The 17,061-nt window shown below is 43.7% G+C and carries 2 protein-coding genes; both read right to left on the bottom strand.

The genetic code is table 11. The features are described 5' to 3' along the window. Positions 1–30: 30 nt before the first annotated feature. Positions 31–4,797, bottom strand: coding sequence for a type I polyketide synthase (locus MJQ52_RS03830; protein WP_094246974.1), 4,767 nt, complete (start codon positions 4,795–4,797; stop codon positions 31–33). Beyond that, positions 4,797–17,054 carry an SDR family NAD(P)-dependent oxidoreductase gene (locus MJQ52_RS03835; RefSeq protein ID WP_094246975.1) on the bottom strand — a complete coding sequence of 4,086 codons (12,258 nt, stop codon included), beginning with the start codon at positions 17,052–17,054 and terminating at the stop codon, positions 4,797–4,799. Before MJQ52_RS03835 ends, MJQ52_RS03830 begins: the two co-directional genes overlap by 1 nt. Between the last annotated feature and the right edge of the window lie 7 nt (positions 17,055–17,061).

Consider the following 17,061-nt stretch of genomic DNA (forward strand, 5'->3'; position numbering starts at 1 on the left):
TTACAAATGGCACTTCCGCAAAATGATAAACTAATCCTGCATGCGCTCCAGCACATAATCAGCTTCCTCCGCAGTCAGTTCGCCCGCTTTTAATTGTCTGAGGAGCTCTTTTACTCTCTCGTTCTTTCCATTGGAATCCGCTGTTGCACGAGTCTGTGCCTCCGCGGAAAACGTTTCTTTTTTACGAATGGTTACATCCTTCAAACCTGCAAGTCTTTCTCCTTGTTCATTAAGCAGCTGAATATCGTAAATAAGCTCGGATTGACCTTTTTGGCCTGTTTTACGCGCATAAGCCCAGCATTCTGCTGAAACTTTTTTCCGAATCGTAATCTCACCTATTGAAAAAGGAACATAAACAGATGCCTCTTCTCTTCCGTCCGTAATCCCGAACAAAGATTGCAGAGCCCCATCAATTAAAGACGGATGCATTGTATAATTTTCAAGTGCATATGCGGCTTCTTTTGGCAGCAATAAGTGTGCAACCGCTTCTGTTTTTCCGCCCCATAAACGTTGAATCGGCTGAAAAGCGCGCCCATACAGGAACCCGTTTTCCTGAAAATACTTGTAACATTCATCTTGTTCACGGACAAAAGCACTTCTGTTTATCATCTCTTGTCTGTCGATATTCTCTATATCACCGTAATGATGATCAAAATCTAATTCCCCCGTCACAAATCCAGTCCTTACAGCAGCATCCTCGTCAGATGACATATTAAATAATATTTTGCCGTCTTTTACGGAAACGTGAGTGTAAATGGTCAGGCTCTCTTGCAAAAGCATGGCCGGTCTTGCAAATATCACGTTTTTTAAACGAGTGACCTCTTTCTTTCGATATGACCGCGTTCCCGCTGCGCATGCCATTTCAAGAAAAGCAGCGGCCGGGAGAATGCTCTTGTTTTTTACGATGTGGTCTTTTAACCAAATCTCTTTTTCTCTTAATGTCGTTTTAAAAAACTGCTGTTCCAGAGTAGATTCATTCGAATCCAGAAGCGGGTGCAGTGAAGACTGCCGCGGCAATATTTCCGGAAATATTGCACTTTGATTTCGAGGCACCCAGTAAGACTCCTCAGCAAATGGATATAAAGGAAGCTTGACCTTTTGCGGGGTATACTCTTCATATAACTCTCTCCATTGAATATCAGCCCCGAAAGACCATAATTTTGCTAGAAGATTCAAGTCCTTTGTCTCCATCATCACCTCGAGGAATTTATCTTTCATCTTTTGATCATGAAAGATAAAGACTTTATCAAAATCTTTCGTAACATTGCCTTTGTATACGCCCTCTCCAATTGTTCCTTCAGTACAGAAAGTTCTCAGCTTCTGCTTAAGTTCCGGCAAATCGGAAGCTACAACAGCAAGTCTGTCTTCCATCGGCTCCCTGCATGTCTGCAATGTAAAAGCGATATCAGCTGCCGAGGCCTTTGTCTCCCGCTCTGTGAATTGCAGAAGGCGCCGGGCGTATTCTTTCAGTCTGTCTTCATTTTTGGCAGAGAGAACTGCGGCAAACGGACCGCTTATTGTTTGTGTGTCCGCATGGTTTTGATATTCCTCCACAATGACATGGGCATTTGCTCCTCCCGCTCCGAACGAACTGATTGCTGCTCTCCTGTTAGAGGCGCCTGATTCTTTCCGCCACTCTTCTTCTTTCTGCTGAACGTAAAAAGGCGTCTTTTCAAATCGGATATTTTGGTTCAGCTGTTCCGAGTGAATGGATGGCGCCAATTTCTGATGCTTAAATTGTAAAAGAACTTTTGTAAGGGCTGCTATACCTGCGGCAGACTCCAAATGTCCGATATTAGACTTCACTGAACCTATGGCACAAAATTGTTTATCATCCGTAAATTTCTCAAAAGCTTTTGTCAATCCTGCGATCTCAATCGGATCTCCGAGCGAGGTACCCGTTCCGTGTGCTTCCAAGTAGCTGACGGATCGCGGACTGATGCCCGATTTCTTGAAATTTTCAGCAATCAGCTCAGCTTGTGCATTCGGATTCGGAACCGTAAACCCATTGGTTTTTCCGCCATGATTTACAGATGTTCCTTTAATCACTCCGTATATATGATCCTGATCAGCCATTGCTTTTTCCAGAGGTTTCAGCAGGACGGCTCCCGAACCTTCTCCCGGGACATAGCCGTCTCCGCCCTCTCCGAAACTTCTGCACAATCCTTCGGTGGAAACAAAATTACCTTGACTCAGCCAAAGGTATTTGCTGGGGTGTATGGACACATTAACGCCGCCCGCAAGCGCAATTTCACTTTCCCCTCTTTTAATGCTCTCACATGCCAAGTGAATGGCCGTCAGCGATGATGAACACATCGTATCCAGTGCAATGCTCGGGCCGGAGAGATTAAAAAAGTATGAAACCCTGTTCGCAATAGATGAAAAGAAGGAACTGAGCGCAATCGGATTGCCCCGCGCAGTTTCTTCTGCGCCGAATAATTGATATTGTCCGTACATGGCTCCGACAAACACACCGGCTTTCATACCGTTAAGCTTCTCTTTTGTATATCCTGAATCTTCAAACGTATGCCAGGAGGTTTCGAGAAAAATTCGCTCCTGAGGGTCCATCAGCTCAGCTTCTTTATGAGAAATATGGAAAAACAGCGGATCGAATTGATCAATACCGCTGATAAAACCGCCCCACTTACTGTTGATTTTCCCCTTCTCCATTCTGTCGGGACTGTAATTCGATCTGAAATCCCAACGTTCCTCGGGGATTTCAATAATACAGTTTTTCCCTCCGGCAATGTTTTCCCAGAACTCCTCAAGAGTATCGGAATTCGGATATCTTCCGCTCACACCGATAATGGCAATATCCTCACCCGGCTGAACCATGCTCGGTGCAGGTGTATCCTTCTGCTGCCGGTGCTGTTTTTTACTCGGATTTTCTCTTTTCTTTTGCACTCTTGTTACCGGAGCTGCCCCCGCGGCCTTAAGCACTTTTTCTTTAAAAGATGTTAGGAAGAAGTTTGAAAGCTCTTCAATGTTCTGATATTCAAAAAAGATTGTTTTTGGAAGATCCCCGAAAGTATCTTCAAGCTTTGAAATAAGTGACATGATCATAAGTGAGTTGATTCCAAACTTCTCAAAAGAGTCTTTCGCATTTATTTTATGAGCTTGGATTTTCAAGACACCGCTGATGATCTTGATTAAATAGTCATTGACTTTTTCTTTCGCAGCATATTCCTCTTCTTCATCGTATTCCGCCGTGAGTGTATCTTGATCTGCTGCAACTGTATTTCTTTGAATCGAAAGCGCTTTTATCATTTTATCCCGCTCTCCTTCTGCAGGCATTAAGCTGGTAAATGAAGACCCCAGCATTTTCAGAAACGCTTTCAGAACAGAGGAAGTGCGCATCGGAGTCATCCCGTATTTTTCTTTTATTTGAACGATTCCACTGCTGTCGAGACTCATTCCGCCATCTTTCAATAACGGCCAATTGATTGATAGTGTTTTTCCGTTTCGGGAGAGCTGGGATCGAAGCATTGCAAAACTGTCCATAAAATGATTTGCGTAGGCATAGTCACTTTGGCCGGCATTTCCGTAAGCGGCAAAAGAAGAAAAGAGAACAAAAAAATCAAGATCTTCGTCTTTTGTCAGCTCATCCAGCCAGATTGTCCCGTAAACTTTCGGTTTCAGTACGTCCGTAAAATCACTGAGACTTTTATTTACAAGAAATGAGTCACGAAGGATGCCGGCAGCATGGATGATCCCGTTTATGCTGCCGTACCGCTGTTTAACGCCGAAAATGAATTGCTCTGCCTCTGTTCGATCTGTTATGTCCGTCCGCTGATATTCAACAATAGAGCCGCTCTCATTAAGCTTACTGATCCGTTCTTTTTGATCAGCTGTTAAAAAAGAACGGCCTGTAAGTATAATCACGGCTTGGTTTTCATTAGCGATGTGTTCCGCAAACAGCAGCCCGAGTTTTCCGGCTCCTCCGGTAATGATATATATGCCGCCTTTTTGATACGTTACAGATCCGTGATCGTGTTCCGGAATATCAATAGGCTGCAGCCCTTTCACATAACGGGTATATGAGTCTATTAAAACCTCACATTCATCCGTTTGAAAGCGCTGCATTTCACTGATTGCAGCATCCCACATCTCGGAAACCGGAGGATTTATGTCAGAATGCTCATGGCGAATCTGTATGGTTTTCGCTTTAAGCTTGGAGCTTTCCATGTTTACCGTTTTCATGAAACCTCCGACAGCTTCATGAAACGGCTGATTCAGACCCCTTGTCCAATAAATATGCAATAACGTAACAGGTTCGTTTCTTCGCATTAAAGCTTTTGATAATAAAAAGAGCGAGTTTATCCCTCTGCGAAGAGTTTCATTAACGGATTCTTCAGTGATTTCTCTGATTTCTCCGTTCCATAAATAAAGCACGACATCAGGTGTAAATCCGTTTTCAGCCAAATCAGACAGCAGCATTTCGACATGATTTTCATCAGAAGGATTGATTGTGCATCTATTCCGTTCAATTCTGTAATCAGAATCGGGCGTTACGAGAATGACACGGTTATGTTCTCCATTCATCATCTCGGCATGCTGAAAGAGACGGTTATCCTGATCAAAAATCAGCATATTCCCCGGTGCCTGCTGATTCGGCATATCAATGTGATTTGTCCTGACCCAATCGGTCTTAAAAAAAATGGTTGGGGACGGAGCTTGTGATCCCGGCTCCGCCTTTTTTTTCATTTGTTGTTTTCTGTAAGTACGAATTAGCTCCAGTCCTGCATCAGGAGACATTTGCTGTTCTTCAATTAAGGAAAGTATTTGTTTGATCTGCACTATTTTCCCTCCAGCAGCTGATAAACTTGGTCAGCAGAAAGTTCACCGTTTTTCAATTGTTCCAATAAGAAGAGAATTTCCTGATCTTCATTTTTATGACCTGCGGTTAATTCTCCCCCGGTCACTTTTCTGACAGAGAAGTCTTTCATGCTCACGGCTATTTCGCCGCTCTCGTTAATAAAATCAATGTTATACGTATAAAAACCGGTTTCTCTCACCGAAACATGGCATCGGGCAGTAAGCGCCCTCTTAATGTGAAGCTCTCTAAGTGAATAAGGAACAAATAATCCGTCTTTCTCATTTTCTCTTAACAAAAATGCCGCCGCTTGAAAACCGCCGTCAATTAATGAAGGATGGAGTGTAAAATGTGAAAACCCGTTCGCTAAATGATCCGGAAGCTCCAATTCTGCCATTAACTCCACATCACCGCGATATACGGCTTTCAACGTTTGAAAACCGCTCTGATATGTCAGGCCCATACGACTGAAGCGGTGATAACACTCTTTCCGGCTTATGACCGTTTTACTGCGGCGTATGAACTTATCAATATCGACATACTCAGGATTGCTGTTTATGTCTCCGAATACTGTTTCACATTGTGTGCAGATTTGCTGCACGCCATCCGGGCCCTCTTTACATATCGTTACGTTCAACTTATCTTGTTTCATTTCCAAGCCGGTATAAATGTGCAGCGTTTTTCCTTTATATAATATAGGTCTGTTCCACATCACGTCTTTTATTTTATATACTTTACTTTCTCCGCTTATTTCCGCACAAACAAGAGCCATTTCAAGCGAAGCGGCTCCCGGCAACACACAGTCTCCTGAAACAAGGTGATCAGTGACGAAAAATTCAGTTCCGGAAATAACAGTTTTAAATGCTTGTTTCTTTAATGTTGAGACATTCTCGCTGATTAATGGGTGAAGACTTTTGCTATTAACCTCGCTTTTGTTCTTTTTCGGAGTAAACCAATAACTCTCTTTTGCAAACGGATAAGACGGCAGCGGCACTCTATTCAATTTCTTATTGCCGATTGTCTTCCATTCAAACTCGGCTCCATTGGCCCACCATTGCGCGAGAAGCTCCTCTTTTCCGCTTTGAAGAGCCTCCTGAATCATATATTCAGAGACAGCTGCGCGCTCTACAGTGTTTTCGCTTATAAATACGCCATTTTGCACCTTGCTTTTATCAAGAAAGCTGACGTATTTATCTCTCAGCTCAGTCAGACTCACTGCACATACGGCAATTCTCTCGTTCATTGCTTCCCGGCCGTTTTGCAATGTAAATTCCATGTCACTGGCATTAACGGTCATGTCACCGGCAATCACGCGATCCAAGTACTGAACCATAAGCCGGATATACTCAAGTAATTGATCTTTGGTTTTCGCAGATAAAACAAAAATGTGTGTTTTACCGTTGTTTTCCGGCACTTCTTTGTGAGGTTTCCTATATTCCTCTAAAACAATATGCGCGTTCACACCGCCGAATCCGAATGAGCTGACACCTGCTCTCCTCGGCAGATCGTTGTTCTCTTCATCTTTTATCGGTTTCCACTTTTGAGTGGTTTCTGTGATATAAAATGGCGTATTTTCCAGTTTAATGTATGGATTGAGTTCTGAAAAATGGGCGAGTCCCGGAAGTTTGCGATATTTAAAAGCCAGTAACACTTTCAGCACTCCGGCTATTCCGGCAGCGGTTTCGAGATGGCCGATGTTTGTTTTCACAGACCCGATTCCGCAGCTTTTCTGTTTCTCAAAAGGAATGTCCCATTCTTGATATAACGTTTTAAATGCCTTTATGATGCTGTTTACTTCAATCGGATCGCCAAGACTTGTCCCTGTGCCATGCGCTTCTATATATCCCGCAGTGGCGGGACTGACCCCCGCCTTCCGCCAAGCTTCGGTTAATAAGTCCGCCTGTGCGTTCGGATTCGGAGCTGTCAAAGAATTGGCGCGGCCGCCGTGATTTACAGCTGACCCTTTAATCAAACCATAAATATGATCACCGTCTGCCTGTGCTTTGCTGAGCGGCTTAAGCAATACTGCAGCAGCCCCTTCACTCCTTACATAGCCGTCAGCGCTTTTATCAAACGTTTTGCACTTTCCGTCTTTGGAAAGCATACCTGCTTTATCAAAAGCTATAAACAGAGTAGGGCTTGTCATAATATGCACTCCGCCTGCAATCGCCATTTCAAAATCGCCTCTTTGAATCCCCTCAGCCGCACGATGGAGTGCAACTAACGAACTTGAACAGGCAGTATCAATCGGTTCACTCGGACCCGTCAGGTTCAGCTGGTAAGAAATACGATTAGCCAATATACAATGATTTAAACCGGTTGCGGTCTGCGCCTGAACAGAGACGCCATTTTCATTGAGACGTTCCGCATAGTCCGTTGTGGCGACCCCTGCAAACACCGCGGTTTTCGTCCCTGCCAAATCAGACGGCTTATAGCCCGCATCTTCTATTGTTTTCCATACAGTCTCCATAAAAATTCTTTGCTGGGGATCCATTAATTCTGCTTCGGCGGGAGAAATCCCGAAAAACAACGGATCAAAACTGTCCGCGCCTTTGATAAACCCGCCTTTTTTTATTTTTGTTCTATTGACGTCCCTGATCGGATCGCCGTCAAACTCTTTCCAGTCCCAACGGTCTTCAGGAATGTCTGTAATCATATCCCGCCCTTTTTCAATTCCTTCCCAAAAGTCTTCCAGCGTATCTGTTTGGGGGAAACGGCCGCTTATTCCCACTATTGCAACCGGCTCATTCATATGTCTTTCCTCTTGCCTGGTTTTGTTTTCAGGCTCAGGGGAATGTTCATAGGATTCGGGCGGAGGCGTGCTGTACAATGTTTTTTCGTCTGCTGCAGAAAAAGGTTCTGTCTCAGCAAAAAGGATTTCTCCGTATTGCTCGATTACATAATCAGTCAGTTCAGCCAGTGAATTACATTCAAAGAAAATGGACGGCAATAATTCCGTACCATATTGTTGATTGATTTCATTTCCGAGTCTGGTAAACGTAATAGAATCAAATCCGTACTCGCCGAATGAAGTCTCTTCTTCTATTTCCTTTCTGTCAATCTTTAAAATACTTGACATCATCTTTGCGATGCCCTCAATCAGATTTTCTCTTCTGTCTTTCGCCGCAGATTCATCTGAAGAAAAAGATCCGCAGAGATGAAGCTCTTCGGAATACTCACTCTTTAAAAACTCAAGAAGTTCATTAAAATCAGTAAGACCGAAAAAATCTGACGGCATCATTGACATTCCTAATGTTTCGTTTAATTCGTTGCCCAGCATTGTAAACATAATTGAATCAAATCCGTATTCACTTATCGGCAGTTCAAAATCAAATTCCCGTTCTTCAATTTTTAATACGCCGGTGATGATGCGCGTCAAAGTGCTTTTTAAAGATTCAGTTATTGACAGCTCTTTCGGTTCGTGATTTTCGTCGGCGATTGCCGGGTCACTTTTTCCGCTGTCAATCGTTATCATTCGTTCCAGCTTTAATTCATTACCGCTAAATACCATTATTTGATGTTCACACCCTGTCATTGCTTGATCAAATGCTGCAAGGCCTTCCCGTTTTTCCAGAGGCAGCATTCCGAAACGGTCATAAAGGAACTTCTCTGAATGAATGTCAATTTGCATACCGCCTTCTTTCCATAAAGGCCAATTAATCGAGACTGTTTTTCCAGGTTTATTTTCCGCCGCTCTCATTTCCGCAAAATAATCCATAAACCGGTTTGCATAAGCATAATCAGTTTGTCCGGCATTCCCGATTATTGCGCTGATAGATGAAAACATAACAAAAAAGTCCAGAGGTTCTCTGTCTGTATACCGGTCAAGCCATATCGTTCCGTAAACCTTGCTGGCCAAGACTGAATCGAGATCCTCTTCACGCTTATTGATGAGTAATGAATCTTTTATCACACCGGCGCTGTGAATAATTCCTTTAACAGGACCTAATTTGTTTTTGACGAGTTTTATCAGGTTGTTGACATTTTCCTTATCAGAAATATCGGTTCTTACATAAAAAACCTCTGATCCGTTTTTTTCGAGCTCTTTTACATTGCTTACGGCTTCCTCAGAAAGCTCTGACCTGCCGATAAGCACAAGTTTTATTCTCCCTTTTCGCACAAGATGTCTGGCGAAAATCAGTCCCAGACCGCCTGTTCCTCCTGTAATGAGGTAAACTCCCCCTTCTTTTACTTCCATCTTTTTGAGGGGCTCTGCACTTTCAATTTCTGCAGAGTGTTTCACCTGCCTGATTCCATCTCTATATCTGATTTCTGAAGAAGTATCATCGCTGATGACTGTTTCTTTCACAAGTTTTTTTAATTCAGGCAGACCGGTGTTCAGCTGTAACTGAATATCGTCGCTGTGTATTTCAATATTTTTACCGGACAACATAGGATGTTCTATATGAAGCGACCTAAAAAAGCCGCTGATTGCCATTTGATAAGGTAAGATTTGATTGTTCCTTGTGAAAAATACATGTGATATCAGGATTTTATGTCTTGGGATTGTTGCTAACAGAGCTTTCGTTACATTGAAAACCGGCAAAACAGCCTTTTCCAGCTTTTCATGAATGTTATGCTCAATTCCCGTTTCAGGGCTCATCCCGATTAAAATGACGCGGTCAATTGTCACTTGTCTTTCTTTAAGAATCGCCAGCAATTTCTTATAGCCTTCAAGTTTGACGCTGTTCAATTCAAAGGAATCAGCTTCTTTTTCTTGAAAACTGCCGCCATGGCGGACAAAGATCATGTTCAGGCCGATATCTTTATATGCCTTGCGGATCAGCGGTTCTGATACATCCCGACGGAGTGAAATCACAAGGCAGCTGTTTAAACCGCTGGCTTCAGGCTGATGAAGCATAGGGGCCCGCTTCCACATATCAGTGTAATACTTAGCTGAATGCCGCTCATTTTGAGTCTGCGGTGTAACCCTTAATGCCTTCAACGCTAAGTTTTTTATTTTAAGACTTACAGATCCGTTTTCATCCATAAATAGTATATGGAACCTTTTGACATCATCATGTTGTCTTTCATCTGCAGCAGTAATGTAAGCATAGCCGCTTGCCGAAGGTGGTTGAAGAATTTCCAGCTCACCTAATTCAAAAGGCAAATATGCGGTGTGATCGTCTTCCTGAGTGGACGTAAACCCGATTGTGGATTGAAAAATGCCATCCAATAAACACGGTTCCAGCAGCGCGCCGGATTTTTTATGAATGCTCTCAGGAAGTGATATTCGTGCAAGAACAGCTTTTTCATGGATAAACAGCTGTTTTATTACCTGAAAGCCGGCTCCATAGTCCAAACCGCTCTGCCGGAAGTTCCTATAACACTCAGCGCCGCTGATTAATCTTTTCTGTCCGGTTAACCAGCTGTCCAATTTAAAATGCTCTGTATGAGAGGCGTCTTTATCTCCGCATGTGATAATGTTTCCTTGGCAATGAACTGCCGCTTCAGGCTGCATATCGGTTTTCACCACAAATCTGCCGTCTTTTTGATTCGGCAGCAGATCTATCATTATCGTCTTTTCTTTTTCAACGGTTATCGGAACCGCCCATACAACCTGACTCAGTTTTATGACTGATTTTCCGTACAGCCTCTCTCCCGCTTCTCTGGCCGCTTCGATGATTGCCGCTCCGGGCAGAACCGTTTTCCCATGCACAACATGGTCTTTTAAATAATATTCAGAATCTGAAAGCGTTTTATAAAATCGGCACTCACCTGCAGAAAAATCAAATAAAGGAGCTGTACCGGCTGCTGATGTTGTTTGCGCCTTATTTGACACCCACAGTCTGTTTTTTAAGAAAGGGTAAGTCGGCAACGCAATTTTTGCCGGTTTTCTGCCGGTGCGGAAATCTTCCCAGCTTAAATTCCCTCCCGATACCCAGAATTCAGCCATTTCGGCTAATGTGGTTCTGCCGGATTTGAGCGGAAGATCTGATTGCCGCTGTCCGCGTTTATGATTCGGTTTTTTCCCTCTGAATATTTCGTGATCGTCAATTCCATTATAAAAGTGATTTAATTTCAACATCAGATCATCGATATTATTTGAAATGACAGCAAGCCTTTCCGGCATGGCTTCACGCCCTTCAAGAAGGGTATACGCAATATCAGAAAGGTGAAGCGGCTTATTTGTTCCCGCCGGCTGTAAACACTCGCCCTGCTTATGACGAGCCTTTTGCAGATATTCCTCCAGCTGTTTTGCTGATTCCCGTAAACTCAGTGAATGCTTGGCTGAGAGTACGATAAGTTCCTCACTTTCCTCACAATCCGTTTGACAGTCAGCAGCAGACTCATACTCTTCCACAAGGATGTGTGCATTTGCCCCGCCCGCTCCGAAAGAACTTAATCCCGCACGCCGCGGATATTTGCTGTCAGAATGTTTTTCATTCACGGGTTTTATCCAGTCGGCGGTTTCCTGCTGGAGACAAAAAGGTGTCTCTTCCAGATAAAGATCCGGATGCACCCGTTCAGCATGCAGTGTTGCGGCTATTTTTTTATACTTCATTTGTAAAATAATCTTTGTCAGGCCGGCAATACCCGCGGCCGCTTCGAGATGACCGATGTTAGATTTAATCGATCCGAGAGAGCAATATGAAACATCTTCGGTATAAGCTCTGAACGCCTTGGTCAGGCCTCGGACTTCAATCGGGTCACCCAGCGGCGTTCCCGTGCCGTGGGCTTCAATAAAGCTGACACTTCTGGCGCTCCAACCGGCCGCTTTAAGAGCTCCTTGGATTAAATCCGCCTGTGCGGCAGGATTAGGCACCGTATAGCCATTCGTCTTTCCGCCATGATTAATTGCCGTTCCTTTTATGACGGCGTACACAGTATCATTATCACGTATGGCATCTTTAAGCGGTTTAAGAATAACGGCCCCGACACCTTCCCCGGGCACGAAACCGTCGCCGCCTTCTCCAAAACTTCTGCATTTTCCCGATTTTGAAAGCATTCCCATCTGACACCGGTATAAATAGTCAGAAGGATGAAGATACAAATTTACTCCTCCCGCAACCGCAACAGAGCACTCACCTTTTTTTAAACTTTGGCAAGCCATGTGAATTGCCGTTAAGGATGAAGAGCAAGCCGTATCTACAGGGATACTGGGACCCGTAAAATCAAATGTGTAAGACACTCTGTTCGCGAGAGACCATGGGAACGAATTTGGAAGTACATCGTTTTTGTCCGTCGGTATTCTTTCGCCGAGCAGCTTGTAAGAATTGGTTGTAACTCCCGCAAATACACCGACATGTTTTTCGGTCTGCTTTCTCAACCCGTCAATGGTATATCCCGAATCTTCAAATGCTTTCCATACGGTTTCGAGAAATATTCGTTCCTGAGGATCCATCGCTTCTGCTTCTCTCGGCGATATTTGGAAAAACAAAGAATCAAATGATTCAGCATTCTTTAAAAATCCGCCCCATTTGCAATAAATTTTCCCCTCATGCGCTTTAGCGGGGTCTGGATCATAGTAGGTCTCATAATTCCATCGTTCTTTCGGAATTTCTGTGATTGCGGTTCTCTCTTTTGATAGAAGATCCCACAATTCTTCGATATTTTCAGCCCCGGGATAACGGCCGCTGATACCGATTACCGCTATCCCGTCAAGATGTTCTTTTTCCTCCGCCGCAGGTGCAGTGATGTTTTGTTCCGGCCTGGCGGGGGTAATGCTCTGAATCTGTTTTCCTTTTTCCTCCCGTGAAAATAAACGTCCCAGCCGATCCGGGTATTCCTTTACAAGATGATCTGCTAAATCTCTGATTGTATGAAATTCAAATAAAAGCGTTTTCGAAATTGCTCCCAGTGACTGCTCCAGCTTTGTGTTGCATTGATGAATCATAACCGAATCCATTCCATATTCAGCCAGATGCACATCTTGATCGATCTCTTCCCGTTCTGCACCGACCTCAGAGGAGATGATATTGGTTAAAAACAAAACTGTCTGATCCAAAATATCGCCTTGAGCCAAAGGAACGGCACTGCCTGTCTCTGTTTCGTCCGTCAAAAATCTCTGCTGCATAAATTGTTCAAAGCGTTCGTGATCACCGCAGACTGCAATATTATGCAGCTGACTCGAAGTTACAATCCGCGAAAACCATTGCGTTCCGTCTTCAGCAGGAAGTTCTTCGAGCCCGGAACCATGAAAAAGAGACGTCCGCCCTTGACCTGACAGGTTCGCCCCCATTCCGATGTCTTGCCATAAAGGCCAATTGATTGTCAGGGTGCGGCCGCTGCGCAGAAACTTTTGCCGTTTCTGTTCCCGATATTCGGCGAAATGATCTAAAAAGCCGTTTGCATATGCATAATCACACTGTCCTTCGTTCCCTGCAATAGAGACGACTGAAGAAAAAACGGCGAAAAAATCCAATTCGAGCGACTTCGTTGCATGATCAAGATTCAATGCGCCATGAACTTTCGGAGCAATCACCTCTGAAAGTTCCTGCTTTGTTTTTCGAAAAAGCAGCGAGTCTCTGATAACTCCTGCACAATGAATGACGCCATGAAGACCTGCATGCTGATCGGTAATATCGTCAATCATTTTTTTTACCGCTTCTTTATCGGATATATTCACCTGTATATAATAAACCTTTGCTTTAAAGCTGTTCAGGTATTCTAAATGTTTCTGCTTATCTCCGTTTAAAACAGATCGCCCCGATAGGATAATAGTGGATCTTTCAGTTTTCGCGCAATATTCAGCGATTTTACTGCCAATCCCCCCGAATCCCCCTGTAATTAAATATACTTTATCTTTTTCAGGGTATTGAATGGTCTTTCTGTTTGTTTCTCTCTGCTTCTCTAACATCCGTGCATATCTTACGCAGCCTCTGTAAGTGATATGAATATGCCGATCAGGCGCTGTGTTTATTTCTTTATAAAGAATGTCAGCCTTCTCTGAACATGAAACGGATGCAGAATCATGTTCAAAGCAAACCGTCTTACAATGCAGCTGCGGGTACTCTTGTTTTACCGATTTTAAAAAACCGTTCACACCTTCAAAATACGGCAATTTTTCTTTTTGATCTGCGCTGAATGTATAAATGAACGTTACTTTGTTTATAAGGTTCTCGCTGATTAAAGCCTTAGTCAGATAAAACACAGAATAAATTCCTGATGCGAGTGTTTCTTCCAGTTCAGGCTGTTTTTCAGACCAAGTATGCAAAATTGCATCGGGCGCTGCGCCTTTTTCCTTTAACAGACGAATGACACCTTGATAATCTTCGGGACACTGCCTGTTGATGGTGAAAACACTGTCGCTTATCTGCTCTAAACGGTCACCGGGCATAATAAGATATGCGGACGTATTCTCTCTTTTTTTCAGCTCTTCAAAATAGTCTTTATTCCCGGAGAACAACAAAATAGTACAGGCTTGTCCGCTGCCCGCTTCATTCTCAAGTGCGGTTTCTTTCCATACCGGCGTATAAAGTGCCTGATTCTTCTTTTCTGAAAAAGCCGCGTCTGATTTTACCGGCTGAGGGTTTAAAGAAAATTGAGAGCGCTCAAACGGATAAGGCGGAAGCGGGGCTTTTCTTTTATGATAATCACCTAGTTTCGCCCATTCAATCTCTTCTCCTGAAAGCCACATTTGCATAAATGAATGATAAAGAGCCTCATCGGCTGGTTTGTCCGCTTCAAAAGCAGCCGCTTTGTTTAGTTTTGCTGATGGAGGGAGCGATCCGAATTGAAAAACTGAAAAATCAGAGATATTCACATCCGGCTCCGTTCCCTTTTCTTCCGTGCGAAGCGGCATATGGTCAGCTATCTCCTGAGACACGGCATCCATTTGATTGTATTCTGTCATCAGCGGAAAACGGGCCTTATCATAAAAACCTGCCGGCTGCTCATTCATACAAGCAACAGCCTGTTTAATTCCGTCTTGCTTTTTCAATAACATGCTCAGAAAAAGTTCTTTAGACAAGATTCCCTCATCCAGTAAATTTAATATTTCCAGAACATAATCATTATCAAAAAATCCATCATAATCTGTTAAATCCCATCTCTTATACAGTCTTCTCATAGAGGCAAGGATAGCCATGATCGCCGCTTCCTCATCAGCCGGCAATGCGTTTCTTTTATCCGCCGTGCGATTCACAATATAAGATAAAATCTCGATTTCCTGAGTCTTTCCCGCTTTATCCCACTCTTCTAAAAACCCTTTAAACGTATATTGGTGCTCAAGAAGCAGCCGTGTTTTCCCGTACAGGCGGTCTGTAAAATCAGCCGGGAAGCTCAGACCGTTCAGCAGCATCCTTACATATTCTTCATTTAATCGAACCGGCGGGTACGTTTTTGCAGTGTACGGATTGACAAATGGAATGGTCGGCGGCTCACAGGATAAGTGCGAAGGTTTTTCAGCGCCTGTGATGACAGAAATGGCCTTTTCAATTTTGATGATATCCGCTGCTGCAAGAGCGACGTAATATCCGTCTCCGGCGCCTGTAATGAGGCTTGGCTTAAAACCGGATGCCAGGATACTTTTTATGATTTCCGTATTGATAACTAAAGAATACAAGCGGATTTTCTCAGGCGTCCATTTTCTTTTAAATGAACTGTGCAATGTTGGTATACCCTTCAGCACCGACCTTACGTTCTTTTCTAAATCAGGGAACACGCGTTTCAAAACGGCAAATTGTTTATAACTTTCCCATTTGAAGTCACCGATGGCAAGCGCCCATTCAGAATCTTGTTTCCTCCGAAAACTTAATCCCTCTTTAAGCTGATTTTTAAATTCCTCCTTGCTGCCTGCCAATAAACCAGCCCTGTAATCAAACGATGCCCTTGTTAAAAGGGTGCTGCTGATCACTTCATTTGATATTTTGCAAAATTCCTCAGAATCGTCAGAAAAGGTTCTCCAATGATGTATCATTTGTTTCATGCTTTCTTCACTTTTAGCGGAAAAAAGGAAGGGAACCCTTCCCTTTCTGTCAGATTCGTCTTTTGTATGTATAAATTCTTCGATGATGACGTGAGAGTTAACACCTCCAAAACCGAAGGAGCTGATTCCCGCCCTGAGCGGAGCCCCGTCTGCCGCCTTCCAATCACTTGAATCAAGCGCCGGCCTAAACGGTGTTTTTTCAAACTGTATAATTGGATTTACCGTATGTACATTCAGGCTTTTCGGCACCCTCCGATGTTTCATCATCATCAGAACTTTTATCAATCCGGCCATTCCCGCCGCTGCTTCTGTATGACCGATATTTGTTTTCACACTTCCGATCCTGCAATATTGAGTATCCTCAGTATATTGCCGATACGCTTTTGTCAATGCTTCTATTTCTATCGGATCGCCCAGAGATGTACCTGTGCCATGTGCTTCTACATAAGAAACCGTCGCAGCATCAACAGCAGCGTTGTGTAAAGCTTCTGAGATGACCCGGCACTGCGCTTCTGCTCTGGGAGCGGTTATGGAACGGGATTTACCGCCATGATTAACAGCTGTCCCTTTTATGACCCCGTATATATGGTGACCGGCTTTTACTGCATCACCAAGGCGCTGCAGCAATACAACGCCTGCCCCTTCTCCGGGAACATACCCGTTCGCCGCTGCGTCAAAGGTTTTACATTTGCCGTCAGGACTCAGCATTCTGGCTTTAGAAAAAGAAATATATTTTCCGGGTTGGAAATTCAAGTTTACTCCCGATGCGATTGCATAATCGCTTTCTTTTGTCCGCAATGACTTAACCGCTTCATGTAAAGCAACAAGCGACGATGCACAAGCGGCATTTACAGACATGCTTTTTCCGGTCAAACCGAATGTGTATGAAAGCCGGTTGGAGATCATAGCTTCGAAACTTCCTAAACAGGCGTAACTGTCGATTTCCGATTCAGCATGACCTGTCTGCCGGTAGTCAGAATTCATAATACCCGCAAAAACAGAAGTGGTTTTACGCTGGAGATCCCGCAAAGAGACCCCGGAATCTTCGATGCACCGCCAAGTTTCTTCTAAAAGGATTCTTTGCTCAGGATCCATGTTTTTCGCTTCCCGGGGAGAGATATTAAAAAACTTATGGTCGAAATGGTCAGCTTTATGAATAAAACCTCCCCACTTGCTGATTGTTTTGTTCGGTATACTGATATCAGCTGAATAATAAAGATCGGGATCCCACCGTTCAATCGGCACTTCCCGGATGGAATCTTTGCCGCTATTTATGTTTTCCCAGAATTCATGATAATGATCTGCATCGGGGAATCTGCAAGCAACCCCGATTATCGCGATATCCGCACTCTGTTTATTCAAATGAACCATTGGCCTC

This window comes from Bacillus sp. jun7, from assembly GCF_051034795.1.
GTDB classification, from domain to species: domain Bacteria; phylum Bacillota; class Bacilli; order Bacillales; family Bacillaceae; genus Bacillus; species Bacillus velezensis.

Bases quoted from the DNA above. Each gene is read 5' to 3' on its own strand.
- MJQ52_RS03835 (WP_094246975.1), bottom strand. From the start codon at position 17,054: ATGGTTCATTTGAATAAACAGAGTGCGGATATCGCGATAATCGGGGTT.